We start from the raw sequence: 25883 nt of genomic DNA, 5'->3' as shown, positions 1-25883 counted from the left end.
ATCAAGCCTCGCCTTTCTCGTCTTTACCTATCAGCAATTTGGTGTCGCTCACATACATATGGCGCGGCACTTGCAGGTTGTCCGGGGCGGGCTTGTTCTTGAACACGCGGCCGGCCATGTCGAAGGTGGAGCCATGGCAAGGACAGAGGAAGCCGCCTTGCCAGTCATCGGGTAGTGACGGTTGCGGTCCGGGGGTAAATTTCGAGGAAGGGGAGCAGCCGAGGTGGGTACAGATACCGACGGCGACCAGGATTTCAGGTTTGATCGAACGCCATTCATTCATGCAGTACGGTGGCGTGAATTCGTCGGGGTTGCGTTGCGAGTTGGCGTCGGCGACTTTGTCGTCCGTATTTTTGAGGGAAGCGACCATCTCCGGGGTGCGCTTCAGTATCCAGACCGGCTTGCCGCGCCATTCGACGGTGCGCATTTCGCCTGGTTGCAAGGTGGTGATATCTACTTCGACCGGCGCGCCGGCGGCTTTCGCGCGCTCCGACGGCTGGAAGGTGCTTACCAAGGCTCCCGCGGTGGCCAAACCAACGACACTGCCCGCCGCGCACGTGGCGACGAGCAAGCCGCGACGGCCTGAATCGACCTGCTTTTCGTTACTCATGCAAACCCCAATCAGTCAAAATGCGAATCTTTATTATGAGTGGCACCCGCGAAAAGTACGCTGCCGAAGCGCTTTCCCATCGCTTGCCCCAGGCCGTCTCTTTGTCCGGTAAAGTGGCAACATCTCTGCGGAACTTCGGGCAATATTGCAGCCCGTGCCGGTTTTTTGTTGATGTGCCTGAAGTGCAAAAGCCGCCTCTGGCAACCGCAAATTATAAGTGAAGCAAACAACGAATTAAAGATAAACGTTGCCTGTACCATAATTTATATACTTTTGCAGGCAGTGGCTAGTTCTTTTGAACTATGTGCGCTGCAGCATGCCGGAATTGTTCGCGCACACAACCGCAAGTTGGTGATGATATGAATCAATAGTATGATCGGCATGTTTTTTATATCTACCCGAAGGAGAATAATTCATGGCAATGATGCAAGAATTTAAAGAATTTGCAATGAAGGGCAATGTCGTCGACCTGGCAGTCGGTGTCATTATCGGCGGCGCCTTCGGCAAGATTGTCGACTCGCTGGTGCAAGACGTGATCATGCCACCGATCGGCCGTATTTTCGGCGGCCTCGATTTCGCCAATTATTATCTGCCCTTGAATGGCCAGGCCACCAGCATGACCCTGGTGGAAGCGAAAAAGGCAGGTGCCGTTTTAGCCTACGGTAATTTCCTCACCATTTTGCTCAACTTCATTATTCTCGCCTTCATCATCTTCCAGATGGTACGCCTGATGAACAAGGCCCGCCGCAGCGCGCCTGCCGCGCCGGCGCCGGAACCGGTCACGCCGGAAGACATTGTGCTGCTGCGCGAAATCCGCGATTCTCTGCAGAAGGGCGCGCAGAAAAACAACGATCTGGCACAATAAGCTGTCCCGGCATAGGCCGGCTGAACAGGGTAAAGCTCCATGCGACGATTTTGGTTATTGTTTGCGCAAACCGTGACGATCGCGTTGGCGCTGTACTTTGTGTATGGCGCGCTGCGCCCGGCCAGCCGGGTACAGCAGCTGGGCTCGCAAGCGACGCCGGTGCCGGTAGTGGAAACGGCGTCCAGCAGCCTGGCGCCCGGTTCCTATCGCGACGCGGCGGCGCGGGCCATGCCCGCCGTGGTTAACATCCTCACCACCCAAGCCCCCAAGCGCAGCGCCCATCCGCTGGCGCGCGATCCCTTTTTCAAACGCTTTTTTGGCGACCGCACGCCCGGCAATGACGACGACGGCGCCGACGACGATTTGCAAAACAGCCTCGGTTCCGGCGTGATCGTCAGCCACGAAGGCTATATCCTGACGAATAACCACGTGGTCGAAGGCGCCGATGAAATCGAAGTCGTGCTGGCCGATGGCCGCAAGGCGCCCGCCAAGGTGGTTGGCCTGGACCCGGAAACCGACTTGGCCATCATCCGTATCAACCTCGATAAATTGCCCGTGATCGTATTGGGCCAGTCGGAACAGGCGCGCGTGGGCGATGTGGTGCTGGCCATCGGCAATCCGTTCGGCGTGGGCCAGACCGTGACCATGGGCATTATCTCTGCCTTGGGACGCAACAATCTGCACATCAACAGCTTTGAAAATTTCATCCAGACCGATGCGGCCATCAACTTTGGCAATTCTGGCGGCGCGCTGGTCGATACGCGCGGCAATTTGATCGGCATCAATACGGCCATCTATTCGCAAAGCGGCGGCTCGGTCGGCATCGGCTTTGCGATTCCCGTATCCACCGCCAAGACGGTGATGGAAGCGATCATCAAGAACGGCCACGTGGTGCGCGGCTGGATCGGTGTGGAAATGCAGGACATCACGAAAGAACTGTCCGACAGCTTCGGTTTGCAGCGCAGTAGCGGCGCCATCATTGCCGGCGTGGTGCGCAATGGTCCAGCCGACAAGGCAGGCATCAAGCCTGGCGATATCCTGCTCAAGGTCGAAGGCAAGAGCGTGGGCGACACGACAGAAATGCTCAATCTGATCGCCCAACTGCCGCCCGGTGAAAAAGCTAAAATGACGGTGCTGCGCAAGAACCGTGAAGCGGTGCTTGATGTGGTGGTGGGCAAGCGGCCCATCCCGAAAGACCCGTCCAAATAGTTGTGTATCGGAACCTGACACATGCATGTGCGTGATTTGACCCAATTTTTACGTGAACTGAGCGAAAACAATAATCGTCCCTGGTTTGTGATGAACAAGCCGCGCTACGACATCTTGCGCGAAGAATTCCTGGCGCTGGTAACGTCATTGATCGGTGAGCTCGGCAAGTTTGACCCCGCCGTGAAATATTGCAATCCGAAGAAAGCCATGTTCCGCATCAACCGCGACGTGCGCTTTGCCCACGACAAGAGCCCGTATAAAACGCGTTTCTCGGCGGCGATTGCGCCGAACGACATGCGCCGCCCCAGCAAGGCTGGCGGCCCTACCTATTATCTGCAGATCGATGGCCAGGGCAATCTGCTGTTTGGCGCCGGCGAATACATGCCGCCACCGGGCCGGCTGAAGGCGCTGCGCGAACATATGGTCAACGACGCGCCAGGTTTTTCCAAAGTGCTCAAGAATAAGCGCTTGAAGGCGCGTTACGACACGATCCAGAATGAAGGCAAGCTGCAGCGTCCGCCCAAGGGTTTTGATGCTGACACCGAGCATATCGAATTCATCAAGCTGAAGAGCTTTTTTGTCTGGACCGAAGTACCGCTGCCGCTGAATGCACCGGAAAAATTGCTGCCTATGCTGGCCGAAGGCTTGAAGGATGCATTCCCGCTGGTGGAATGGATGCGCGGTGCGAAAGAGCCGGACGAAGAGACGGTCTGAAAACGGGGGACATGATGGCGCTAGCGCATGCAGCATCCGGAGAAGTCATCGACGTACAGCGTGGAAACGGCGGCGATTTGTCGCAGTTTTCCGCCATCGCCCTGGCCAAGACGGACGAACTGGAACTGATACGGCTGTGCATGCCCAAGGGCAAGATCATGCCCGAACATCATGTGCTCGGTGAAATCACCCTGCTGTGCCTGCAAGGGCAAGTGGTGGTGGAGGCCCATGGCGGCCAGCAAGTGCTGGGGCCGGGGCAGATGCTGTACCTGCACGGTGGCCAGGCCCATGCGGTGGAAGCACGGGAAGACAGTCTATTGCTGTTGACTATACTGATGGCCAAGGCGGGCCGCTAAGTCCGCTTGGCTACTTATTGCGCTTCGTCGCGCGGGTCACGCGCCAGCAGGCGCTGCACCATATCTTGCGGCAAATCCCCATCGAACAGCACGCCGGCTACCGCATTGGTGATCGGCATGTCGACCTGCATGGTGCGCGCCAGTGCGCGTACGGCACGCGCGCAAGGTACGCCTTCGGCCACATGGCCCAGCTCAGCCACGATGGTGGCCAGTTGCTTGCCTTGCGCCAAGGCCAAGCCGACGCGGCGGTTGCGCGACAGGTCGCCCGTGCAGGTGAGCAGCAAGTCGCCGATGCCGGTCAGCCCCATAAAGGTTTCTGTCTGGCCACCCAGGGCCGTACCCAGGCGCGTGATTTCCGCCAGGCCACGCGTGATCAGCGCGGCGCGGGCATTCAAGCCCAGGCCCAGGCCGTCGGCCACGCCGGTGGCAATCGCCAAAATATTTTTCACGGCGCCGCCCACTTCCACGCCCACCAGATCGACACTGGCATACACGCGGATGGTGCCGCCGTGCAAGGCCGACACGACCTTGCTGCGTAGTTCGGCATTATTGGATGCAATCGTTAGCGCACACGGCAAGCCGCGCGCCACTTCCTGCGCAAACGAAGGGCCGGACAGGGCGCCGCCCGCCACCTGGCCGCCCAATTCCTGCTGTACGATCTGGTGCGGCAGCATGCCGCTGCCATCTTCAAAACCTTTGCACAGCCAGACCAGGTTGGCAATATTCTTGTGTTTAAGTTGTTGCAGCAGCGGACGCAAGCCTGCCACGGGGCAGGCGGCGATCAGCAGCGCCTGCTCGCCGCCGGCATGCGCCACGGCGGCATCGAAGTCGGCAGAAATAAGCATTTGCGGCGGCAAGGCAAAGCCGGGCAGATAGCTGTTTTCGCCGCTGGCCGCCATCGCCGCCATGGCGCTGCCATTGCGGCCCCATAGCAGCACGTCGTGGCGGGCCGCCAGGGCCATGGCCACGGCGGTGCCCCAGGCGCCGGCGCCCAGCACGGTGATCTTGCGGCGCTGGCCAGCAGCGATGGTGTCGGGAATGATGTCGGGAGAAACTTGCATGCAACCTCAGTCGGGCAGGGGGATGGAACGCGGCGCGGGGATCGGCGCCTGTCGTGTTTACAGGCCCCAGACTTCGCTGGTCTTGACGTAGCCGGTCTGGCCATCCTTGTGGCGGACCTTGACCCAGCCGGAAGTGGGCTGTTCGCTCATTTCGAGCAGCACGCCCTTGTCGACCAGCAGCACGGGCGAGGCATTATCGTCGGGGCTGGCACGTACTTTCAGATTGGCGGTGCGCGCCACGACATTGCGTTTCGGGCTCAAGCCCTTCGCTTCGGTCCAGGCCATTTCGCCGCTGGCGTCGCGTACCTTGACCCATTCGCCATAGCTGAGGACGACTTCGAGCGGCATGCCGCGCGGCGCCACATACAGCTTGCCACCTTTCACGGAAGGTGCGTCGTACAGGATGACCGGGGCGGCGCCCACCGATTTGAAATCGACGGCATGGCTGGCCGCTGTCGCCAGCATCAGCACGGCGCCTGCGATCCAACGGAATTTGCTTGTGACCGGATTTTTCAACATGATATTTTTTGAGCCTTAACGAAACACGGCGGTCCAGCCGCCGTGTCATGCTGGCCCAGAGCGGGCCGGCGGGGTCTTGCTTGCAACTATTAATGCGTTTCGCTAGCGGCAGGGGCAGCAGCGGCAGCGTCAGCAATAGCTTGCAGGCGTTGTTGGTAGAACACTTCGAAATTGATCTCTGCCAGGTGCACAGGCGGGAAGCCGGCACGGGTGATCACGTCGGCGATGTTGGCGCGCAGGTAAGGGTAGATGATGTTCGGGCAGCCGATTCCCAGCAGCGGATCGAGTTGATCGGCAGGAATGTTGCGTGCTTCGAAGATACCAGCTTGCTTGCCTTCAACCAGGAAAGCCACTTTGTCGCCGACTTTGGCGGTGACGGTAATCGTCACGGTCGCTTCAAAGATGCCGTCGGCCAAAGGCGCAGCGCCCACGTCCAGCGCGACTTCGATCGCTGGTGCTTCTTGTTCCAGGAAAATAGCTGGGGAATTTGGTTGTTCCAGCGACATGTCTTTCAGGTAGACGCGTTGGATTTGGAAGACTGGTTGCAGATTTTCGTCAGACATGGAACGCTTTCGTTGTAATGGACAAGAACGGCACACCGTTCAAATATAGTGTTTGCGGCAAACAAACCGCGCCGGCTGGGCGCGGCCTGATCAGGTGCGAGGCAATTGTATCAAAACAATACTACCTAAAACCAATTTCGCTAACCGGCTTTATATCAGGCTGCCGTGCCATTTAACAAGGGGTCCAGCTTGCCGGCTTGATCGAGCGCATACAAATCGTCAAAACCGCCGACATGGGTGTCGCCCACATAGATTTGCGGCACGGTACGGCGGCCGGTGCGTTCCATCATCTTGATGCGCTCTTCAGGGTCCAGGTCGACGCGGATTTTTTGCACGGTCACGCCCTTGGCTTCCAGCAGGCGCTCGGCGCGCACGCAATAGGGGCAGACGGCGGTGCTATATACAATTACTGGGACAGTCATGATGTTTTCCTTCAATGAACTTGCTTGCTTACTTGGCCAGGGATAAGGTTTTCAGTGGCAAGCCTTGCTTGTTCCACTCGTCGATGCCGCCTTCCAGACTGGTTGCTTCGGCGAAACCGGCTTTGCTCAGCAGGCCGACGGCCGTTGCCGAGCGCGATCCTTTCTGGCAAACCACTACAATGGGGCGCGTTTTGAATTTTTCCAGCTCGCCCAAGCGTTTTGCCAGTTCTGGCAATGCAATATTTTTTGCGTCAGGCAAGTGGCCCTTGGCGAATTCTTCCGGGGTACGCACGTCAACGATGACGGTCTTGCCACGATTAATCAGTTGCGTGACTTCCAGCACTGTGGCGCGCTTGCCGCGCAGGGACAGCAGTGGCCAAAGGAGGGCGCCGCCGGAAATGATGACGATGGCAAACAGAAAAATGTGGTCGATAATGAATTTCACGTAGGGTCCAATGGTTTAAGTCAATCCGCGCATTATAAAATAGAAGCTGGACGAGGTCTTTTTACGTTTTGCTTTTTTGATTTGAACCCCTTGAGAAGATAGAACTATGTATAAAATCGTTTTCATGCGTCACGGCGAGTCCACCTGGAACCTCGATAACCGCTTCACTGGCTGGACCGATGTCGACCTGACGGAAAAGGGCGTCAACGAAGCCAGGGCCGCCGGCCAAATCCTCAAGGAAGCTGGTTTTACGTTTGACGTGGCCTACACCTCGGTCTTGAAGCGCGCGATCCGCACCCTGTGGCTGTCGCTGGATGCGATGGACATGATGTATCTGCCGATCAAGCACGACTGGCGTTTGAACGAGCGCCACTACGGCGCCCTGCAAGGCCTGGACAAGGGCGAGACGGCAGCCAAGTATGGCGACGAGCAAGTATTGGTATGGCGCCGCAGCTACGACACGCCGCCGCCAGCGCTGGAAGAGAGCGATGATCGCGCTTCGTTCAACGATCCGCGCTACGCGGGCTTGCCGAAAGCCTCGATTCCGCTGACCGAATGCCTGAAAGACACCGTGGCGCGCGTGATGCCAGCCTGGGACGACGAAATTGCCCCGGCGATTCGCGCCGGCAAGAAAATCATCATCTCGGCACACGGCAATAGCTTGCGCGCCCTGATCAAAATGCTCGACGGCATCAGCGATGACGACATCGTCGGCCTGAACATTCCTAACGGCCAGCCACTGGTATATGAGCTCGATGCCGATCTGAAACCGATCCGCCATTACTACCTGGGCGATCCGGCAGCGATTGCAGCGGCCCAGGCTGCCGTGGCGAACCAAGGGAAGGCCAAGTAACTTTGTTGTATTTCTTCCGCGGCACAGCCATCGCCCCCTCTGCTGAACGACCCCTGCCGGCCTGGCGTGCCGGCGCCATGTTATGCCTGGCCCTGCTGCTCTGCAGCGGCGCCGCGCATGGCGCCAAACCCACCGAACGCAGCAAGCAGAAGGCGGCCGCGGAAGCCCAACGGGCTGGATTGCAGCAAAAGCTGACGGCGCTCAAGCGCGACATCAGCGCGACGGAAAGCGCCAAGGACGATGCGGCCGATACCCTGGCCGAGTCGGAAGAAGCCATTTCCAACGCCAACCGTTCCTTGCGTGATCTGGCGCAGGAGCAAAATGACACTGGCGTCAAGCTGACGGCGCTGGGGCGTGAGCGCGAGCAATTGACGGCCACGGTCAACAAGCAAAAGGGGCAATTGTCCGAATTGCTGCGCGAACAATATGTCGCCGGTAATGAAGACCGCATCAAATTGCTCTTGTCGGGCGACAATCCGAACCGCATCAACCGTGATCTGCAACTGATGGCCTATGTGTCGCAGGCGCAGGCGCGGCTGCTCGAATCGCTGCGCGCCAACCTGGCGGCAGTGGAAAAAAACCAGGCGGAAGTGCAGAACGCCAAGGATGAGCTGGAAGAAATCGCCCAGGAAGAGCGCGATCAAAAAGCCTTGCTGGTGCAGGAAAAGGCGCGCCGCGCGGCCTTGCTGGCCAGCCTGTCGCAGCGCCTGGTGGCGCAGCGCAAGGAGGCGGGTAATGTCGAGCGCGACGAACAGCGCATGGGCAATCTGGTCGATAAACTGGGCAAGATGATCGCCGAACAAGCTGCAGCGGAAGCGGCCGAGAAGAAGCGCCAGGAATTGCTGGCGGCCCAGCGCGCCGCCGCCAAGGCTGCAGCGGACGCCAAGGCTGCCGAAGAAAAACGCCAGCGCCTGGCCGCCGCGCGCGCCAAGGCGGAAGCCCGTGCCCAGGCTGAACGCGAGCGTATCGCCAGGGAACAACAGAACAAGAGCGGCAAGATCAAGCCGCAAACGCCGGCACCAGCACCAGTCCCGGCGCCGGCCGTCAAGCTCGATCCGATCGATAACGATGAACCGCCGCAGGTGGCCAAGGTGGAGTCCAAGCCCGAGCCGGTACCGGCGAAGCCGGAACCGGCCGCGCCACGCGCGAGTTTGGGGCCGGCCGCGCCCGATGGCGCCTTTGCCAGCCTGAAAGGCAAGCTGGGCGCGCCGCTGGCGGGCAAGGTCGAAGTGCGTTTCGGCAGCAAGCGCGGCGATGGACCTGCCTGGAAAGGTATGTTCATCCGCGCAGGCGAAGGCACCGACGTGCACGCCATCGCGGCGGGCAGGGTAGTGTTTTCCGCCTGGCTGCGTGGCTTCGGCAACCTGATCATCGTTGATCATGGCGGCCAGTATATGAGTATTTATGGCAATAACCAGTCCTTGCTGAAACGCGTCGGCGACGCCGTCAAGGCGGGCGACGCCATCTCTACCGCGGGCAACAGCGGCGGCAACGAGGAATCAGGGCTATACTTTGAGTTGCGTTATCAGGGCCGCGCCTTCGACCCTGCAGGCTGGGTCAGGTTTTAAGGTGAAATTTTAATTTCCTGCCATCGTTGCAGGATTGTGACTGCATCGTATTTGTAGATTGCGAAGAAGACATGGGCATCAAAGTAAAACATATCGGCCTGATAGGTTTGGGCGTATTGGCCGGTATCGGCGCAACGATGCAGTTTCCAGCCATTGCGCAGAAAGTCGCCAATGCCCCGCTGCCGCTCGATGAGCTGCGCCAGTTGTCCGATGTCTTTGGCCTCATCAAGACTGATTATGTCGAGAAAGTCGATGACAAGAAGCTGCTGACGGAAGCCATTTCCGGCATGGTGTCCTCGCTGGACCCGCATTCTGTGTATCTCGACAAGGATGCCTTCAAGGAACTGCGCGATAGCGTGCAAGGCAAGTTTGTCGGCATCGGCATCGAAGTGAGCATGGAAGACGGCTATGTGAAAGTCGTCTCGCCGATCGAGGATAGCCCCGCCGCCAAGGCCGGTATCCTGGCCGGCGACCTGATTACCCGTCTCGACAATGTGCCGCTGAAAGGCTTGCAACTCGATGAGGTGATCAAGAAGATGCGCGGCCAGCCGCACAGCAAGCTGGCGCTGACGATTTCGCGCAAGGGCGAAGACAAACCATTGGTGTTCCCCATCGTGCGCGAAGAAATCCGCGTGCAAAGCGTGAAGGCCAAGATGATCGCACCCGGCTATGGCTGGTTGCGCATCGCCCAGTTCCAGGACCCGACCGTGGGCGACATGGTCAAGAAAATCAATGCCCTGTACGCGCAAGACCCCAAGCTCAAGGGCCTGGTGCTGGACTTGCGCAACGATCCGGGCGGCGTGGTGCCGGGCGCCATCGGCGTGGCGACCGCTTTCTTGCCCGGCAACTCCGTGATCGTTTCGACCAAGGGGCAGCTGCCGGAATCGCAGCAAGTGTTCTATGGCCGGCGCGAATTCTATGCAGCGCCCGACAGCAAGACCGATCCGCTGGCCAAGCTGCCGGCCGCGCTGAAAACCGTGCCGCTGGTGGTGCTGGTCAACGCCGGTTCGGCTTCGGCTTCGGAAATCGTCGCCGGCGCCTTGCAGGATTACAAGCGCGCCACCGTAATCGGCACGCAAACGTTCGGCAAGGGTTCCGTGCAAACCCTGCGCCAGCTGACTGCCGACACCGCCGTCAAGCTGACCACGGCCAGGTATTACACGCCGAAGGGCCGGGCGATCCAGGCGCGCGGCATCGTGCCCGACATGCTGGTCGATGAAACGGCCGATGGCGATGGCTGGAACAGCTTGCGCGTGCGTGAAGCCGACCTGGACAAGCACCTGGCCAGCGACGATGGCAAGCCGGAAGCGGCCGGCCCGACCCTGGGCAGCGAGCAGCAGCAACTGGCCGAAGAGCAGCGCCTGCTCACGTCGGCGAAAAAGCGCAAGCCGCTCGAATACGGCGCCAAGGACGATTTCCAGCTGCAACAGGCGCTGAACCACTTCCAGGGCTTGCCGGTGCAACTGGCCAAGGCGGAGGTGAAAGTCGCTGACAAGCCTGAAGTCAAGGCTGACATCAAGGCCGACGATAAAAAGATTCCTGTGCAAAAACCGTAAGTTGCGGCCATGAACGACGCCCAGCTGCTGCGCTATTCGCGCCATATCCTCATCGATGAAATCGGCATCGAAGGCCAGCAAGCCTTGCTGGACGCGCATGTGCTGGTGATCGGCGCGGGTGGCCTGGGGTCTCCCGCCGCCATGTATCTGGCGTCCGCCGGCGTGGGCAAGCTGACCCTGGTCGATGACGATACGGTCGACCTCACCAATCTGCAGCGCCAGATCGCCCACACGACGGCGCGCGTGGGCCAGCCAAAAGTGCTGTCGGCGCGCGAAACTTTGCATAATATTAACCCCGATATCGTTATAACGGCCTTGCAGGAGCGCGTCGACGAGATGCGCCTTGCCGAACTGGTCTTGTCGGTCACGGTGGTGCTGGACTGTAGCGACAACTTTGCCACACGCCATGCCGTCAACCGCGTGTGCGTGGCGCAGCAGGTGCCGCTGGTGTCGGGCGCCGTGATCCGCTTCGATGGCCAGGTCAGCGTATTTGACCCGCGCACGGGCACGCAACCCTGTTATTGCTGTCTGTTTCCGCAAGACCAGGTCTTCACGGACGAGGCCTGCTCGACCATGGGCGTGTTTGCGCCGCTGGTGGGGGTGGTGGGCGCGATGCAGGCGGCCGAAGCCCTGAAACTCATCATGGGCGTGGGCGAGTCGCTGGCGGGCCGGCTGCTGCTGCTCGACGGCTTGCGCATGGAATGGAGCAGCATGCGTGTGGCGCGCGATCCTGGCTGCGCTGTTTGCGGCCAAGACTGAACAGCCCGGCGTCCAAGCGCGGCAAGTGGTCTGGTCGGGCTGCTAGTTATCACAGAAAATTTTACCCATATGACAGGCTTTGTCATATTTCGGCTTTATACTCTGCACTCCACTGACCTACTTTTTTTCTTTCTTATGCAAAACGCAGCACACCGTTCGATACGCCAGCGCTTCGCGCGTGGCTTCACCCTGATTGAAATCATGGTCGTGGTAGTGATCATGGGTATCCTCGCTTCGCTGGTGGTGCCGAAACTGATCGCCCGCACGGGTGAATCGAAGGTAGCGGCGGCGAAAGTTGACATGGCGACCATCATGCAGGCGCTCAAACTGTACCGCCTCGATAACCAGCGCTACCCGACCACCGAGCAGGGCTTGCATGCACTGGTGGAAAAACCGACCTCTGGCCCGGCCGCGAATGGCTGGAAGGCGGGTGGCTATCTGGAAAAGATGCCGAAAGACCCGTGGGGTAATCCTTACCAGTACCTGTCGCCAGGCTTGAAGGGCGAAGTCGACATCATCTCGCTGGGCGCCGACGGCCAGCCTGGCGGTACCGGCGATGACGCCGATATCGGCTCGTGGGAACTGTAAGCTTTCCCGTTACATGTGCACCATGACCAGGCAGGGCGGGCATCGCCGGCGTAGCGGCGGCTTCACCCTGATCGAGCTGCTGGTGGTGATGGTCATCATCGGCGTCACCCTGGGCCTGGTGTCGCTGAACGCCATGCCGAATGGCCAGCAAGCCTTGCAAAAGGAAGCCGAACGCATCGCCCTGCTGCTGCAGCTGGCGCGCGATGAAGCCATCGTGCGCAGCCGGCAGGTGGCCTTCGAAGCCGATGAAAACCAGTACCGCTTCCTGGTCTTGAATGAAAAACTGTGGCAGCCCGTGACGCAGGACGATCTGCTGCGCGAACGCAGCTTTTCCAATACCCCCATGCTGCTCAGCGTGCAGCCATCGAATAGCGTGGCCCAGCCGCTGCGCATCATTTTCGGCCGCGAACCGGTCGACAAGCCCTTCGTGCTGACCCTGGCCAGCGGCGAGCGCAGCGTTGCCATCCGCGCCGACGGCATCGGTCATTTCACGGTCGAACAATGATTTCCTTTCCCCTCCATCGCCCAGGGCGGCCGCGTGGCCTGCAGTCTGGCTTCACCCTGCTTGAAGTGCTGGTCGCCCTGGTCATCGTCGGCACAGCACTGGGCGCGTCGTTGCGCGCCGTCGGCAGCCTGACGCAGAACAGCGATGGCTTGCGCAGCGCCATGATGGCTACCTGGTCGGCGGAAAATCACCTGGTGCGCTTGCGCCTGGCGAAGACTTTTCCGCAGACGGGCAAGCGCACGGAAGACTGTCCGCAGGGCGATCTGAAACTGATTTGCGAGGAAGAAGTGGTCGCCACGCCGAATCCCCGCATCCGCCAGGTGCGGGTCAACGTCTATGACGCGCAATACCCGGCCCGGCGCATCGTGCGCCTGGTCCTGTTATCGTTTAACGACTGATGGCGCGCCGCACCTCCCCCGCCGCGGGTTTTACGCTGATCGAGCTGCTGGTGGCGATCGGCATCCTGGCCATGGTCGCCGTACTGGGCTGGCGTGGCCTGGACAGCATCGTGCGTTCGCGCGAAGTGCTGACCAGCCAGCTGGAACAGGCGCGTGGCATGCAGCTGGCATTTGCCCAGATGCAGAGCGATTGTGACCACCTGGCCGGCGCCGGCCCGAATAATAATTTGCTCAATGGCCGCACCAATCTGTCGGCCGACAATGACCGTTTGACCCTGGTGCGCCTGGCTGCCTCGGAGCAGGAGCCGCAGCAGCTGCAGGTAATCACCTACCGCCTGCGCGACGGCGTGCTGACGCGGCGCGAGTCGAACGGCACGCGCGACCTGGCCGTGCTCGACACCATGTGGCAGGCGGCGCGCGACGATACCGACACCAGCAGCGCCAACGTGCCCTTGATGCGCGGTGTCGACAGCATGGTGATGCGCGGCTTCAGCAATGGCGTCTGGAGCGTGCTGACGGCGGGCGCCACCGTGTCCACACAGGTGCCTGGCCTGGAAGTGACCCTGCAGATGCCGGGCCAGGAAGCGGGCCTGTCCAAAGTATTCTTGCTGGGACCAGGATGAGACCCGGGATGAAGCCATTTCACGTTCCAGCGCGCCAGCGCGGCGTGGCCGTCATCATGGCCTTGCTGCTGACGGCGCTGGCCATCACGGTGGTCGCCAGCCTGTTCTGGCAGCAGCAGGTGCAAGTGCGTTCGATGGAAAACCAGCGTTTGCGCCTGCAGACGCAATGGGCCATGCGCGGCATGGTCGACTTTGCCCGTTTCTGGCTGCGCCAGGACAATCCCTCGCTGACGGCGGCCGACGGCATCTGGGCCACGCCGATCGAGGAAGCGCGCCTCGACGATTATGTCGACCGCGAAAGGGTCGATACGGAAAAATTCGACGCCACCGTCTCGGGCCGTGCCTTCGATGCGCAGGCACGTTTTAATCTCACCAACCTGGCCAACGTCACGGGGGGCGTCAACCCGGGGCAGTTGCAGGCGTATCAGCGTTTGCTGGCTAACCTGCAGCTTGACAGCGGCCTGGCGCAGGCGACCGCCGATGCGGTGGTGCGTTCGCAGCCCAGGCCCAGCGCACTTCCTGATGGTGGCAATGATGGCAAAAACGCCAACGCCGCACCGGTGAGCTCGGGCGGCGATAGCGCGCCGGTGGCGTTTACGCAGATCGAGGATTTGCTGTCCGTGCCCGGCTACACCCCGCAAGTGATCGAGAAGCTGCGCGACTTCGTCATCGTGCTGCCGACCACCACGACCGTGAACGTCAATACCGCCTCGGCCGAAGTGCTGTCGGCCGTGACGTCGCTGTCGGTTTCCGAGGCCAGCGCCGTGACCTTGAGCAATCCGCGCAAAAAGTTTGTCGATAAAGATAATTTCAAGAATAATACCAATGCCAATTGGATCAACGGTGTAGATATCGATGTAAAAAGCAGCTATTTCCTGGCTGTCATCCGGGTGCGCCTGGACCGCGCGGCGCTCGATGCGCAGGCGCTGGTGTGGCGCCAGCCGAATCCGCAGCGCACTACCAGCCTGGTCTGGTTGCGGGAAAATTAAAACCTGAAAGCGAGTCCCTTTGACAACTCTGTATATCCGGCACCCGGCCAAAGCGTCCACTGACAGTGCCGCCGCCTGCCCCTTCGCGCTGGCCGGCGACGGCGGCGCCCTGCTGCAGCAGGGCAGTGCGCCGCTGGGCAACCTGGGGCAGTTGATTGCCGGCGCGAAGCAGGTGGTGCTGCTGCTGGCGGCGGCCGATGTGACCTTGCTGCGCCTGAAAACGCCGCCGCTGGCAGGCGCCCGTTTGCGCGCAGCCTTGCCTGGCCTGGTGGAAGAACATATTCTCGGCGACGCGCAAGACTGCGTGCTGGCCGCCGGCGTGGCCGATGCAGGCGGTCTGCGCACGGTGGCCGTGGTGCAGCGGGCCTGGATCGACGTCCTGGTGAAAGCCTTGCTGGCGCAGGGCGCGCACAAGGTGGCGGTGCTGCCATCGCAGCTGTGCCTGCCTTTGCAGGCCGGCGGCGTGACGGCGGCTTTGCAAACCGGTAGTCAAGGGCTGGAACTGGCCTTGCGCCAGGCGCCGCAAGAAGGCGTGGGCCTGATCCTGCCGGCCCAGCCGCAGCAAGCCTTGATGACGACGCGCGCCTTTGCCGGCGATGCGCCCCTGACGGTCTACGTGGCATCGGGCGACGTGGCGCACTACCAGGCGCTGGCGACCGGGATGGCTGGCGTGACGGTGGAAGCCGACCATTGGGCGCACTGGATCGCCGGTGCACAGGCGGCAGGCCTGGACCTGGCGCCGGCGCTGGGAGCTAGCGGCGGCGCGGCGCGCGACTGGCAGCGCTGGCGCTGGCCATTGCGCCTGGCGGCGCTGGCCGTGATCGTCAACCTGGTGGGATTGAATATCGAATGGTCGCGCCTGAAACGCGAGGCGGCCACCGTGACTACCTCGATGCAGCAGACTTTCAAGGCGGCATACCCGAATGAAGCGCCGGTGTACGGCATGGAAGCGGAGCAGATGCGGCGCAATATCGCCACCGCCAAGCTGCAAAGCGGGCAAGCCAGCATGGACGATTTCACCAGCCTGAGCGCGGCCTTGGGCGAGGCGCTGGGCGGCCTGGCCGGGCGCGGCGTGGTGGCCTCGCTGGAATACCGCGAGCGCAGCCTGATCGTCAAGCTGAAGCCCGATATGGTGGACGCCAGCGCCCAGGCGCAGGTACGCGAAGGCCTGGCCGCGCGCAAGCTGTCCTTGAATGAAACGGAGCCGGGGGTGTGGAAGATCACCCTGGCCACGGGAGCGAAAATATGAACGCCGTAGTCAACAAGGGTAGGGTGGCGCTGGCCGGCGGCCAGCAGGCGCTGCAAGTTTTCTGGAGCGAGCGCACGCCGCAAGAACGCAAGCTGCTGACGATCGGTGGTGTTGTCGCCGGCCTGGCGCTGGTGTATGCCGTCTTTTTCGACCCGGCCTGGAGCGGCCGCATCGCCTTGCAAGAAAAACTGCCCCAGCTGCGCCAGAATGCGGCCCAGCTGCAGGCGCTGGCGCTGGAAGCGGGCGACCTGGCGCGCCAGACGCCGGTGCAGGTGGCGCCGATGAGCAAAGAGATCCTCGACGCCTCCCTGAAGGCCAAGGGCTTGACGCCGCAATCGCTGTCGGTCACGGGAGAATACGTGCGGGTGCAGCTCAATGACGTGGCATTTTCGAATGTCATGCTGTGGCTGGACGGTTTGCGCCGTCAAGACCGCATCGCGGTGCAGGAAGCGAAGATCACGGCGCAGACCAAGGCTGGCCAGGTCGACGCCACCTTGACCTTGCACCAGAGCCCGGGCGCGGTGCGATGAAGCGCCTGCTGGTATGGCTGCTGGCCATCATCGTCAGCGTGGGCGCAACCCTGCTGGTATTTTTCCCTGCCGGCTGGGTGGCGAGTATCGTCGAGCAGCAGACTGGCGGGCGATTGACCCTGGGCGATGCGCAGGGTACTCTGTGGCGCGGCTCGGCGTTTATCGGCGGCGCGGCCAGTGCGAACGGCGCCGTGACGCCGCTGCTGCCAGGGCGCTTCAGCTGGCGCATCTCGCCTTCGGTGCTGTGGGGATCGGCCGACGTGGAACTGCAAAATCCCGAAGCCTTGTCGCAAACCGTGAATCTGCGCGGTGGCTGGTCGCACTGGCAGGTGAGCCCGGCGGCGCTGCTGCTGCCGGCCGATGGTTTGGGTGGCCTGGGAGCGCCGCTCAATACGGTGGCGCCGACGGGCAGCATGCGCCTGTCGTGGACCACTTTGCAGCTGGCTTTGGCGCAGCGACAGTTTTCGGCGGTCGGCCGCACCACCTTGCAGATGACGGACATGGCGTCGCGCCTGTCGTCGCTGCGTCCGCTGGGCAGTTATGAACTCGATTTTGATTGGCAGGGGCAGCAGGCGTCATTGACCCTGCGCTCCATCAAGGGACCGCTGCTGCTCGATGGCAGCGGCAGCCTGAATCAGGGGCATATGCAGTTTTCCGGTCAGGCCCAGGCCGCAGCAGGATATGAAGAGACCTTGGCGAGTTTGTTGAATTTGCTGGGACAGCGCCGTAGCAATAGCGAAAAAAACATCATCGCCTTAGAGTTTAGACAATGAAAAAACCATCTGTGAGCCCAAACAAATCCTCCTTTTCGCTGCGCCGCCTTTCCGCCGCCGCTCTCTTGTGCTGTTCGGTGGCTGGCATGCCGGCGCCTGCCTGGTCTGCGCCCGGCGATGAAGCCGCGCTCAATTTCGTCGGCGCCGATATCGAATCGGTGATCAAGGCGGTGGGCCATTACACCAATATCAATTTCGTCATCGATCCCCGCGTCAAGGGCACGATCACGCTGGTGTCGGAAAAATCGATCACCAAGACCCAGGCGTTCGGCCTGCTCGCTTCCGCGCTGCGCCTGCAAGGCTACGCGGTGGTCTCGGGCGACGGCTACGCCAAGGTGGTGCCGGAAGCAGACGCCAAGCTGCAATCGGTGCCGACCCAGGTAGGCGGCGGCGCCAGCCAGGTCAAGGGCGACCAGATCGCCACCCAGGTGTTTTACCTGAGCTATGAATCGTCGGCCAACCTGCTGGCCGTGCTGCGCCCGCTGATTTCACCGAATAACACCATCAACGCCAACCCCGGCAACAACTCGCTGGTGATCACCGACTACGCCGATAACCTCAAGCGGCTGGCGAAGATTATCGCCGCGCTCGACGTGCCGGCCTCGACCGACTTGGACGTGATCCCCGTGCGTTACGCGATCGCCTCGGACCTGGCCTCGATGGTCAACAAACTGATGGAAGGCAGCGGCGGCGCCGCGGCAGGCGCCGATGCGGGCAAGGTTTCGGTACTGGCCGACCCGCGCACCAATTCACTGGTGCTGCGTGCGCCATCGGTGGCGCGCGCCAACCTGGCCAAGTCGCTGATTTCGAAACTCGACCAGCCCACCACGCAGCTGGGCAATGTGCACGTGGTGTACCTGAAGAATGCCGACGCCACCAAGCTGGCGCAAACCCTGCGCTCGGTGGTGACGTCCGACGGCACGGCCGCTGGCGGCCAGCAAAACAACGCCGGCAACCTGAATAATCAGGGTCTCAACAACCAGGGCATCAACAACAACAGCAACAGCGGCGGCATCAACAGCAGTAGTGGCCTGGGCGGCAATACGCAAAACGGCACCTCGGGCGGCGCTTCGCTGAACAACGGGCCGCAGCAGCTGTCGTCGGGCGGCGCGGCCGGTTTCATCCAGGCCGACGCCTCGACCAACACGCTGATCCTGACTTGCAACGAAGCCGTCTACCGCAACCTGCGCGCCGTGATCGACCAGCTCGACGTGCGCCGCGCCCAGGTCTACATCGAAGCGCTGATCGTCGAAGTGACGTCGGCCAAGGCGTCCGAATTCGGCGTGCAGTGGGCCGGCCTGTCGGGCAACAGCAACAGCAATTACCGTGTGGGCGTGCTGCAATCGTTCGCTGGCGGCACCAGCAACAATATCGGCGCCATCGCCACCGGCAAGGGCGCCGTCCTGCCGACGGACGGCCTGAACGTGGGCATTTTCAAGCAGATCAATGGTGCGCTGGGCCTGGGCGCCGTGGCCCATGCGCTGGAATCGGATGGCAACGCCAACATCCTGTCGACGCCTAACCTGATCACCCTGGACAATGAACTGGCGACCATCAAGGTAGGCCAGAACGTGCCTATCCTGACGGGCCAGTACACCAGCACGGCGGGCACCAACTCGAACCCGTTCCAGACCATCGACCGCAAGGACGTGGGCTTGACCCTGAAGGTGCGTCCGCAGATTTCCGAAGGCGGCACCATCAAGATGAGCATTTACCATGAGACTTCCAGCGTGGATAAATCGACGGCGTCGGCCGTCAGCGGTATCACCATCAACAACCGCGTGATTGAAAACAGCGTGCTGGCCGACGATGGACAGATCATCGTGCTCGGTGGCCTGATCGAAGACAGCACCAGCGACAATGCCGAGAAAGTGCGCGGCCTGGGCGATATTCCCGTGCTGGGCAACCTGTTCAAATACCAGACGCGTTCGCGTACGAAAACGAACCTGATGATCTTCCTGCGTCCGGTCATTGTGCGCAGCAAGGAGCAGAGCGGCAGCCTGGCGTCGGACCGCTACGACTACATGCGCGCGGCTGAAGAAATGGCCGTGCCGGCCACGGGCAATCTGATGCTGAAAGACCTGGGCACTCCCGTGCTGCCAGCCTTGCAGAATGGCCAGCCGGTCGGTGGCGGCATGGTTTCGCGTCCGGTACCGCCAGCACCGGCGCCACTGGGCGCGCCAGGCAACGCGGTCACGCCGGCCGCCGAAGCCCAACCGCAGTTGCAACCGCAGCCGCAGAACTGATCGCCGACATGAGTAATCTTTTACCTTACGCCTACGCCCGCGATTTCAGCTTGCTGGCCCGGCCCGGCGCGCAGGAAGGCGATGCGGTCGAAGTGCTGGTGGCTGCCGCCACCGCGCCAGCCGCGATTGCCGAAGTGTCGCGCCGTTTCGGCCAGATCCAGCTGACGGTCTTGCCGCGCGGTGAACTCGATGCGGCCATTGCCAGCGCCTACGCGGGCGGCGGCGGCGACGCGTCGCAGATGGCCGATGAATTCGACGCCGACCTGGACCTGACCAAGCTGCTGCAAGATGTGCCGGCCATCGAGGATTTGCTCGAATCGTCCGACGACGCGCCCGTGATCCGCATGATCAATGCATTGTTGACGCAGGCGCTGCGCGAAGGCGCATCCGATATCCATATCGAACCGTTCGAGCAGACGTCGGTCGTGCGTTTTCGCATCGACGGCAGCCTGCGCGACGTGGTGCGCCCGCGCAAGGCCATCCACGGTTCGCTCATTTCGCGTATCAAGATCATGGCGCAGCTCGATATCGCTGAAAAACGCTTGCCGCAGGACGGCCGCATCACCCTGCGCGTGGGCGGCAAACCGGTCGACGTGCGCGTCTCGACCCTGCCGACCGGCCATGGCGAGCGTGCCGTGCTGCGTCTGCTGGACAAGGAAGCGGGCCGCCTCGACCTGCAGCACCTGGGCATGAGCGCGCCGATGCTGAAACAGTTCGATGGTTTGATCACGCAGCCGCACGGCATCGTGCTGGTGACGGGGCCGACCGGTTCGGGCAAGACGACGACCCTGTATGCGGCCCTGTCGATGCTGAACGCCACCACCACCAATATCCTGACGGTGGAAGACCCGATCGAATATGACCTGGCTGGCGTGGGCCAGACGCAGGTCAATTCGCGTATCGACATGACGTTTGCGAAAGCGCTGCGGGCGATCCTGCGGCAAGACCCGGACGTGATCATGATCGGCGAGATCCGCGACCTGGAAACGGCGCAGATCGCCGTGCAGGCTTCGCTGACGGGCCACTTGGTGCTGGCAACCCTGCATACCAACGACGCTTCGGCGGCCGTGACGCGTTTGCTCGACATGGGTATCGAGCCGTTCCTGCTGTCGTCGTCCCTGCTCGGCGTGCTGGCGCAGCGCCTGGTGCGCAAGCTGTGCGGCTCCTGTAAAACTTTCGATAGCCAGAGCGGATATTGGCAGGCGGTTGGCTGCGAACAGTGCGGCCACACGGGCTACCAGGGGCGGGTCGGCGTGTATGAATTGCTGCGCACGACCGAACAGATACGCGCACAGATCCACAACCGTGCTTCGGAAGCGGAAGTGCGCACCGTGGCCCTGCAGGACGGCATGACGGGCATGCGCGAAGACGGCGAGCGCTGGCTGCGCGATGGCACGACGACGCAAGCCGAACTGCTGCGCGTGACCAAAGACTAGGCCCGCTACCATGCCCGCATTCCGTTATGAAGCCGTCGACGCGCAAGGCGCCACCCGCAAGGGCGTGCTCAATGCCGACAGTCCCCGTTCCGCGCGCGCCGAGCTGCGCCTGCAAGGCCTGGTGCCACTGGCTGTCGACCTGATCGCTGCCCAGGTCGATGCGGCTGGCGTTACCAGGCGGCGCGGTTTCGGCGAGCGCCTGACCACTACCGAACTGGCGTTGTTTACGCGCCAGCTGGCCAGCTTGCTGGAAGCGGGCCTGCCGCTGGAACAGGCGTTTTCCGCTCTGCTGGAGCAGGCAGAACGCCCGTACCTGCGCGACCTGATCGCCTCGATACGTTCCGAAGTGATCGGTGGCGCCGCGTTTTCCGACGTGCTGTCGCGCCACCCGCGCGACTTCGCCGAAATTTACCGCGCGCTGGTGGCATCGGGCGAGCAGATCGGCCATCTGTCGCGCGTGCTGTCGCGCCTGGCCGATTACATCGAACGGCGCAATGCGCTGGTGCAGAAGGTCAAACTGGCCTTTACCTATCCTGCCATCGTCACGGTGGTGGCGTTTTCCATCGTGATTTTCCTGCTCACCTATGTGGTGCCGCAGATCGTTTCCGTATTCGCCAATACCAAGCAAAAGCTGCCGGTGCTGACCGTGATCATGCTGGCGCTGTCCGACTTTGTGCGCCATTACGGCATCATCGTGGCCATCGCCCTGATCGGCGCCTGGGTGACCTGGCGGCGCGCACTGCAGCAGCCGGCGTTGAAGCGGCGCTGGCATACCTGGCTGCTGACGGCTCCCTTGTACGGCAAGTTCGAGCGCAGCCTGAACACGGCCCGTTTCGCCAGCACGCTGGCCATTACTACGGGTTCCGGCGTGCCGATTTTGCGCGCGCTCGACACCAGCCGCGACACGCTGACCAATGTAGCGATGCAGGAACTGGTGGAAGAGGCCAGCAGCGCCGTGCGCGAAGGCGTCAGCCTGGCGCGTGCGCTGTCGGCGCAAAAGCATTTCCCGCCGATGCTGATCCACATGATACGCGCCGGTGAAATCACCGGTGAACTGCCGGCCATGCTGGACCGGGCCGCCAGCGCGCAGGAGCAGGACCTGGAGCGCCGCACGCTGACGATCGCCGGCTTGCTCGAACCGGTGCTGATCCTGGCGATGGGCGTGGTGGTGCTGCTGATCGTGCTGGCCGTGCTGATGCCGATTATCGAGATCAACCAGCTGGTACGCTAACAAGAATTCAAGGAAGCCATGAAGCGTTTGCCTCAATTAACAAGTCTGATCGCCGTCGTGGCGCTGTCCGTGTCGCTGGCCTATTGGGCCATGCAGCTGTTCAAGGCGCCGCAGCGCCCGATCAATCCACCGGCCGTACCGGTGGTGCAGGATGCCAGCGTGGAAGCCGGCGCGTCGCTGTTCGGCGGCCAGGTCAGCGTGGCCAGCGTCAGCAATTATCAGTTGCGCGGCGTGGTCGCCGCCGGCAATGGCCGCGGCAGCGTGGCCATCATCGCTACAGATGGCAAACCATCGGTGGCCTTGCCGGCCGGCGCGGAAGTGGCGCCTGGCGTGACGGTCAAGGAAGTGCAGCCACGCTATGTGGTTCTACTCGATGGCGGCGTGAGCAAACGCCTGGAGCTGGTTGCCGACGACAAGGCGCTGTCGCTGCCGGGCGCCGTGGGACCGGTGCCCATGCCGGCGCCACAGCAGCCGGCGCCCAGCCTGGTGCCGCCACCGATGCCAGCCGAAGCGCAGCACCGTCCGGGTGGTGTGCTGATGCCGGCGGCGGGTGTCGTGGTGTCGCAGCCGCAGCCACAACCGGGCACGCCACCGACGAATTGACGATCGCAGCGATGCATCATACCGACGGCTGCCGTTCCGCCGTCGCCACAGGAGTTTCTATGTTCTTGATCCGCGCCCTGCTGGTGGGCTGCGTGGCGACACTGTGCGCCTTGCCAGCCTTCGCCGCCACGCCAGCCACTCTGACCACTGCAGCCACCCAGGCGGCCACGCCGCCTGAGCCGACGAACGCCGCTGTCGCCACTTCCGCTGCGCCGGCCCGGCCCCGCATCGCGCTGGTCTTGTCTGGCGGCGGTGCACGCGGCTTCGCCCATATCGGCGTGTTGAAAGTATTGCAAGAATTGCATGTCCCTATCGATATGGTGGTTGGTACCAGCATGGGCGGCGTGGTGGGCGGCGCGTATGCCGCCGGCGCTTCCGTGGCGGATCTGGAAAAAATGGCGCGTGAAACCAACTGGGACCGCGTGCTGGCGGACCGGCCGGCGCGCGATGATCTGATATTCCGCCGCCGCGAAGAAGACTTGCTGCTGCCGTCGCGCATCGAGTTCGGCGTCAGCCGCAATGGCATTTCCACGCCGCCGGCCGCGGCCAGCAATGCGGCGCTGGAAATGGCCTTGAACCGCTTGCTGCCCGCTGGCATGCGCGACCGGCCTGCCAGCCAGTTGCCCGTGCCTTTCCGCTCGGTGGCGTCGGATCTGGTCAACGGCGAGCTGGTGGAACTGGTCGACACGCCGTTGTTCCTGTCGATGCGCGCCTCCCTGGCGGTGCCCGGTGTCTTTGCACCGGTGCGCGTGAATAACCGCCTGGTGGTCGATGGTGGCCTGGTACGCAATCTGCCGGTCGACATGGCGCGGGCCATGGGGGCCGATATCATCATCGCCGTCAACGTGGGCACGCCGCTGGCGCCGGAAAAAGAGCTGGGCAGCGCCATCGGCGTGGCGCAGCAGATGCTGCAAATCCTCACGGAGCAGAATGTGCAGCGCTCGATCAAGGAGCTGCATCCGCAGGATATCCTGGTGGCGCCTGATCTGGCCGGTGTGAGTTTTCTCGACTTCCAGAATTACGGACGCGCCATGCGCGCCGGCGAGCAGGCGGCGCAGGCGCTGGCCGCGCGCCTGGCGCCGCTGGCGCTGCCGCCGGAACAGTATGCGGCCAGGGAGCAGTTGCGCCTGGCGGCGCCGGCCCTGCTCGATGTAGCGCTGCCGCTGACCCGTTTGACGGTGGAAAGTGAAGGCCAGATCAATCCGCGCATCCTCGAGGCGCAATCTGGGCTGGTCGAAGGGCAGCTGGTGAGCCAGGAAGACGTGCTCAAGGCGGCCAGCAAGCTGTATGGCCGCGGCGACGTGGCGCGCGTGGAGTCGGAAGTGGTCGATGCGGGCGAGCAGCGCGAGGTGACCCTGAAAGCGACGGAAGCGCCGTGGGCCAGCAACCGCCTGCGCGTGGGCCTGGAACTGGCCAGCGATTTCAATGACAAGAATACCTTTGCCATCAAGCTGATGCATGTGCGCTCCAACCTGAACGACTGGGGCGGCGAGCTGCGCACCCTGGTGCAGATCGGCAGCGATCGTAATCTGGCGTTTCAGTATTTCCAGCCGCTGGGCGCTGGCAGCCCGTGGTATGTGGCGCCGACCATCCAGTACAACTCTTCCTCGCTCGACTTGTTCGACAAGGGCCGGCGTACTGCACGCATGGCGTACAGCGGCCAGGGCGGCCTCCTGGCGCTGGGCCGCCAGTTCGGCTATTGGGGCGATTTGCAGATAGGCGTGGCGCGCAGCGAGAGTAAGGCCAATGTGTCGATACCGGCTGACCTGGCCGTGCCTGAAGTGCGTGCGCTCGGTACCACCAAGTTCGTCAAGTTCCGCGCCGATACGCTCGACGAGCCGGGCTTCCCCACGCGCGGCATGCTGTTTGATGCCACCTGGACGCAGTCGTCGACCACGGGATCTGCCGAAAAAGCGCTCGGGCAGTCGTCGGTCTCCGCCATGAAGGCGCTGGGCAGTGGTAACTGGGCAGGTCATATCTATGGCGAATGGGCGCGTGCGCAGCGCGGTGAAGCGCCACTCAGCCTGGGCGGCTTCCTGCGCTTGTCCGGCACACCTTCCGATTCGGTCACGGGCCGCAGCATTGCGCTGGCACGCTTTGTCATGGCGCGCCGTATCGGCTCCCTGCCCACTACGTTTGGCGGCGCCGTGCGGGCTGGCTTTTCGGTGGAGATGGGCGGTGGTTTTGATCAGAGCGAACCGCTGCGGCGCAGCGTCTTCACGCAGGCGTCCAGCGTGTTCCTGGCCGTCGACACGCGCTTTGGCCCTGCCTATCTGGCGACCGGCTCCAGCAAGGGCAACACGGGCACCGTTTACCTGTTCCTGGGTCCCGTCTGGTAAGGCGGCGTGGCCGGCGTGCCGGCTGGCGCGCTGCGGCGCAGGGCTGTGAAGGCGGCAAATTCCCATGAGCGGAAACCCAGCAGCAGGGTAAATCCATCGCGCTCGGCCGGCGCCAAACGCCGGTCGCTCTGGTGCAGCCGCGCCAGTTCTTCGGCCAGCTGGCGGATCTTTTGCACCATCTCCTGCGCGCTGGGCAGGCACAAACGGGCCGGGATGCACATCAGGGTTTCACCGGCGCCATCGAAATGGCCGCTGAAATAATCGGCCACCACGTGTTCGCGGAAGTACTGCTGCACGGGACCGTCGGCCAGCCAGTGAAAGGCGTTCGAAACGCGCAGGCTGTAGCGGTTCAGCGGCTTGAGTTCGATCAGGCCCAGGCGGTCCAGTTCCGCCAGATAGCCGATGCATTCGGCTTCGCTCAGCGCATAGGTTTCCACCACTTGTTCCAGGTTCCAGTGCCCCAGGCAGCAGATCGCCACCAGCAGCAGGCGCGGGTGGGCGATCAATGACTTTTCCTGCACCAGGGTGAGCGTGTCGGCATGCGGCGTGATGTCGGCCGCGCCGCGCAGCACATCTTCCATGGCGATGCCGGCTGCCTTGCAGATCAGGGCCAGGCGCGATAGCGACATGTCGTGCTGGCCGAACATGCGCTTGACGCTCGATTCGCTCATGTCGATGCGCTCGGCCAGCACCTTGTAGGTGATGCCGGCGGCGCGCAGCTGGGTGCGCAGCACGCGTAAAACCAGTTCGGGTGAACTCATGGAGCTTCTTTCATGGATGTCTGTCTTGCAAATCTGGTCGTGGATTACGGTACTAAATGTAGCCTCTAAAGGAACTTTGCACAAGCAGGTAGTACTTTTTTGCAAAACAGCA

28 protein-coding genes are annotated in these 25883 nt (G+C 62.3%); 21 read left to right on the top strand and 7 right to left on the bottom strand.

The annotated features are described in order from the left end of the window. Position 1: 1 nt before the first annotated feature. On the bottom strand, positions 2 to 610 hold the full coding sequence (gene petA / locus HDE75_RS19385) for a ubiquinol-cytochrome c reductase iron-sulfur subunit (RefSeq protein WP_183679743.1): 609 nt from the start codon (positions 608 to 610) through the stop codon (positions 2 to 4). A gap of 415 nt (positions 611 to 1025) precedes the next feature. Between petA and mscL the strand changes: the two genes are divergently transcribed. Genes mscL through HDE75_RS19365 form a run of 4 tightly spaced genes read left to right on the top strand, consistent with a single transcriptional unit; the run spans position 1026 to position 3754 of the window. Beyond that, entirely contained in the window at positions 1026 to 1475 is a 450-nt protein-coding gene (gene mscL, locus HDE75_RS19380; protein WP_300759860.1) for a large conductance mechanosensitive channel protein MscL, read from the top strand. Positions 1476 to 1514: 39 nt separating this feature from the next. Further along, the gene (locus tag HDE75_RS19375) at positions 1515 to 2684 is read left to right on the top strand and encodes a Do family serine endopeptidase (RefSeq protein ID WP_183679745.1); all 1170 of its coding nucleotides are present in this window, start codon (positions 1515 to 1517) and stop codon (positions 2682 to 2684) included. A gap of 21 nt (positions 2685 to 2705) precedes the next feature. Next, the gene (locus tag HDE75_RS19370; protein WP_183679747.1) at positions 2706 to 3398 is read left to right on the top strand and encodes a DUF2461 domain-containing protein; all 693 of its coding nucleotides are present in this window, start codon (positions 2706 to 2708) and stop codon (positions 3396 to 3398) included. A gap of 11 nt (positions 3399 to 3409) precedes the next feature. Continuing rightward, positions 3410 to 3754 (top strand): cupin domain-containing protein, encoded by a 345-nt coding sequence (locus HDE75_RS19365; protein WP_260174221.1) that lies wholly within the window; start codon positions 3410 to 3412, stop codon positions 3752 to 3754. Between the two features lie 14 nt (positions 3755 to 3768). Here HDE75_RS19365 and HDE75_RS19360 read toward each other — a convergent pair whose 3' ends face one another. The 5 genes from HDE75_RS19360 to HDE75_RS19340 all read right to left on the bottom strand — a co-directional run bounded on the left by HDE75_RS19360 (position 3769) and on the right by HDE75_RS19340 (position 6764). Next, on the bottom strand, positions 3769 to 4815 hold the full coding sequence (locus HDE75_RS19360) for an NAD(P)H-dependent glycerol-3-phosphate dehydrogenase (RefSeq protein ID WP_183679751.1): 1047 nt from the start codon (positions 4813 to 4815) through the stop codon (positions 3769 to 3771). A gap of 57 nt (positions 4816 to 4872) precedes the next feature. Further along, positions 4873 to 5334 carry an SH3 domain-containing protein gene (locus HDE75_RS19355; protein ID WP_183679752.1) on the bottom strand — a complete coding sequence of 154 codons (462 nt, stop codon included), beginning with the start codon at positions 5332 to 5334 and terminating at the stop codon, positions 4873 to 4875. 89 nt (positions 5335 to 5423) lie between these two features. Further along, positions 5424 to 5897, bottom strand: a complete 474-nt coding sequence (gene secB / locus HDE75_RS19350; RefSeq protein WP_010394167.1) for a protein-export chaperone SecB — start codon at positions 5895 to 5897, stop codon at positions 5424 to 5426. Positions 5898 to 6052: 155 nt separating this feature from the next. Then, positions 6053 to 6319: a glutaredoxin 3 gene (gene grxC, locus HDE75_RS19345; protein ID WP_034783579.1), complete on the bottom strand. Its 267-nt coding sequence runs from the start codon at positions 6317 to 6319 to the stop codon at positions 6053 to 6055. A 28-nt stretch (positions 6320 to 6347) separates the two neighbouring features. Beyond that, positions 6348 to 6764: a rhodanese-like domain-containing protein gene (locus HDE75_RS19340; protein WP_183679754.1), complete on the bottom strand. Its 417-nt coding sequence runs from the start codon at positions 6762 to 6764 to the stop codon at positions 6348 to 6350. A 106-nt stretch (positions 6765 to 6870) separates the two neighbouring features. Here HDE75_RS19340 and gpmA point away from each other — a divergent pair, with 106 nt between their 5' ends. The 17 genes from gpmA (at position 6871) to HDE75_RS19255 (ending at position 25010) form a co-directional block, all read left to right on the top strand. Then, a complete protein-coding gene (gpmA, locus tag HDE75_RS19335) occupies positions 6871 to 7617 on the top strand; it encodes a 2,3-diphosphoglycerate-dependent phosphoglycerate mutase (RefSeq protein ID WP_183679756.1) in 747 nt (248 codons plus the stop codon). A 77-nt stretch (positions 7618 to 7694) separates the two neighbouring features. After that, positions 7695 to 9185 carry a murein hydrolase activator EnvC family protein gene (locus HDE75_RS19330; protein ID WP_183679896.1) on the top strand — a complete coding sequence of 497 codons (1491 nt, stop codon included), beginning with the start codon at positions 7695 to 7697 and terminating at the stop codon, positions 9183 to 9185. Positions 9186 to 9256: 71 nt separating this feature from the next. Next, positions 9257 to 10741: a S41 family peptidase gene (locus HDE75_RS19325; RefSeq protein WP_183679758.1), complete on the top strand. Its 1485-nt coding sequence runs from the start codon at positions 9257 to 9259 to the stop codon at positions 10739 to 10741. Positions 10742 to 10750: 9 nt separating this feature from the next. Beyond that, positions 10751 to 11500, top strand: coding sequence for a HesA/MoeB/ThiF family protein (locus HDE75_RS19320; protein ID WP_183679760.1), 750 nt, complete (start codon positions 10751 to 10753; stop codon positions 11498 to 11500). Between the two features lie 135 nt (positions 11501 to 11635). After that, the gene (gspG, locus tag HDE75_RS19315; protein WP_183679762.1) at positions 11636 to 12088 is read left to right on the top strand and encodes a type II secretion system major pseudopilin GspG; all 453 of its coding nucleotides are present in this window, start codon (positions 11636 to 11638) and stop codon (positions 12086 to 12088) included. 13 nt (positions 12089 to 12101) lie between these two features. After that, positions 12102 to 12593, top strand: coding sequence for a GspH/FimT family pseudopilin (locus HDE75_RS19310; protein WP_260178639.1), 492 nt, complete (start codon positions 12102 to 12104; stop codon positions 12591 to 12593). Then, positions 12590 to 12991, top strand: coding sequence for a type II secretion system minor pseudopilin GspI (gspI, locus tag HDE75_RS19305; protein WP_183679766.1), 402 nt, complete (start codon positions 12590 to 12592; stop codon positions 12989 to 12991). The genes HDE75_RS19310 and gspI overlap by 4 nt, the downstream gene beginning before the upstream one ends. Continuing rightward, positions 12991 to 13614, top strand: a complete 624-nt coding sequence (locus HDE75_RS19300; RefSeq protein ID WP_183679768.1) for a prepilin-type N-terminal cleavage/methylation domain-containing protein — start codon at positions 12991 to 12993, stop codon at positions 13612 to 13614. Before gspI ends, HDE75_RS19300 begins: the two co-directional genes overlap by 1 nt. Before the next feature lie 8 nt (positions 13615 to 13622). Then, a complete protein-coding gene (gspK, locus tag HDE75_RS19295) occupies positions 13623 to 14603 on the top strand; it encodes a type II secretion system minor pseudopilin GspK (RefSeq protein ID WP_183679770.1) in 981 nt (326 codons plus the stop codon). 19 nt (positions 14604 to 14622) lie between these two features. After that, the gene (gspL, locus tag HDE75_RS19290; RefSeq protein WP_183679772.1) at positions 14623 to 15852 is read left to right on the top strand and encodes a type II secretion system protein GspL; all 1230 of its coding nucleotides are present in this window, start codon (positions 14623 to 14625) and stop codon (positions 15850 to 15852) included. Beyond that, the gene (gene gspM / locus HDE75_RS19285; RefSeq protein WP_183679774.1) at positions 15849 to 16382 is read left to right on the top strand and encodes a type II secretion system protein GspM; all 534 of its coding nucleotides are present in this window, start codon (positions 15849 to 15851) and stop codon (positions 16380 to 16382) included. The genes gspL and gspM overlap by 4 nt, the downstream gene beginning before the upstream one ends. Next, a complete protein-coding gene (locus HDE75_RS19280; protein ID WP_183679776.1) occupies positions 16379 to 17155 on the top strand; it encodes a type II secretion system protein N in 777 nt (258 codons plus the stop codon). Before gspM ends, HDE75_RS19280 begins: the two co-directional genes overlap by 4 nt. Continuing rightward, the gene (gene gspD, locus HDE75_RS19275) at positions 17152 to 19401 is read left to right on the top strand and encodes a type II secretion system secretin GspD (RefSeq protein WP_183679778.1); all 2250 of its coding nucleotides are present in this window, start codon (positions 17152 to 17154) and stop codon (positions 19399 to 19401) included. Before HDE75_RS19280 ends, gspD begins: the two co-directional genes overlap by 4 nt. An 8-nt stretch (positions 19402 to 19409) precedes the next feature. Then, on the top strand, positions 19410 to 20837 hold the full coding sequence (gene gspE, locus HDE75_RS19270) for a type II secretion system ATPase GspE (RefSeq protein WP_183679780.1): 1428 nt from the start codon (positions 19410 to 19412) through the stop codon (positions 20835 to 20837). Positions 20838 to 20847: 10 nt separating this feature from the next. Beyond that, a complete protein-coding gene (gspF, locus tag HDE75_RS19265; protein WP_183679782.1) occupies positions 20848 to 22068 on the top strand; it encodes a type II secretion system inner membrane protein GspF in 1221 nt (406 codons plus the stop codon). Between the two features lie 18 nt (positions 22069 to 22086). Continuing rightward, positions 22087 to 22671 carry a type II secretion system protein N gene (locus HDE75_RS19260; protein ID WP_183679784.1) on the top strand — a complete coding sequence of 195 codons (585 nt, stop codon included), beginning with the start codon at positions 22087 to 22089 and terminating at the stop codon, positions 22669 to 22671. Between the two features lie 59 nt (positions 22672 to 22730). Then, positions 22731 to 25010, top strand: a complete 2280-nt coding sequence (locus HDE75_RS19255) for a patatin-like phospholipase family protein (RefSeq protein ID WP_183679786.1) — start codon at positions 22731 to 22733, stop codon at positions 25008 to 25010. Here the strand turns inward: HDE75_RS19255 and HDE75_RS19250 are convergent. Then, positions 24983 to 25771, bottom strand: a complete 789-nt coding sequence (locus tag HDE75_RS19250) for a helix-turn-helix domain-containing protein (protein WP_183679788.1) — start codon at positions 25769 to 25771, stop codon at positions 24983 to 24985. The genes HDE75_RS19255 and HDE75_RS19250 overlap by 28 nt on opposite strands. Positions 25772 to 25883 lie beyond the last annotated feature (112 nt).

The organism is Janthinobacterium silvisoli (assembly GCF_014200725.1).
Taxonomy (GTDB): domain Bacteria; phylum Pseudomonadota; class Gammaproteobacteria; order Burkholderiales; family Burkholderiaceae_D; genus Janthinobacterium.
Note: the sequence above shows the minus strand (reverse complement) of the source record. Positions and strands in the feature narration are given on the sequence as shown.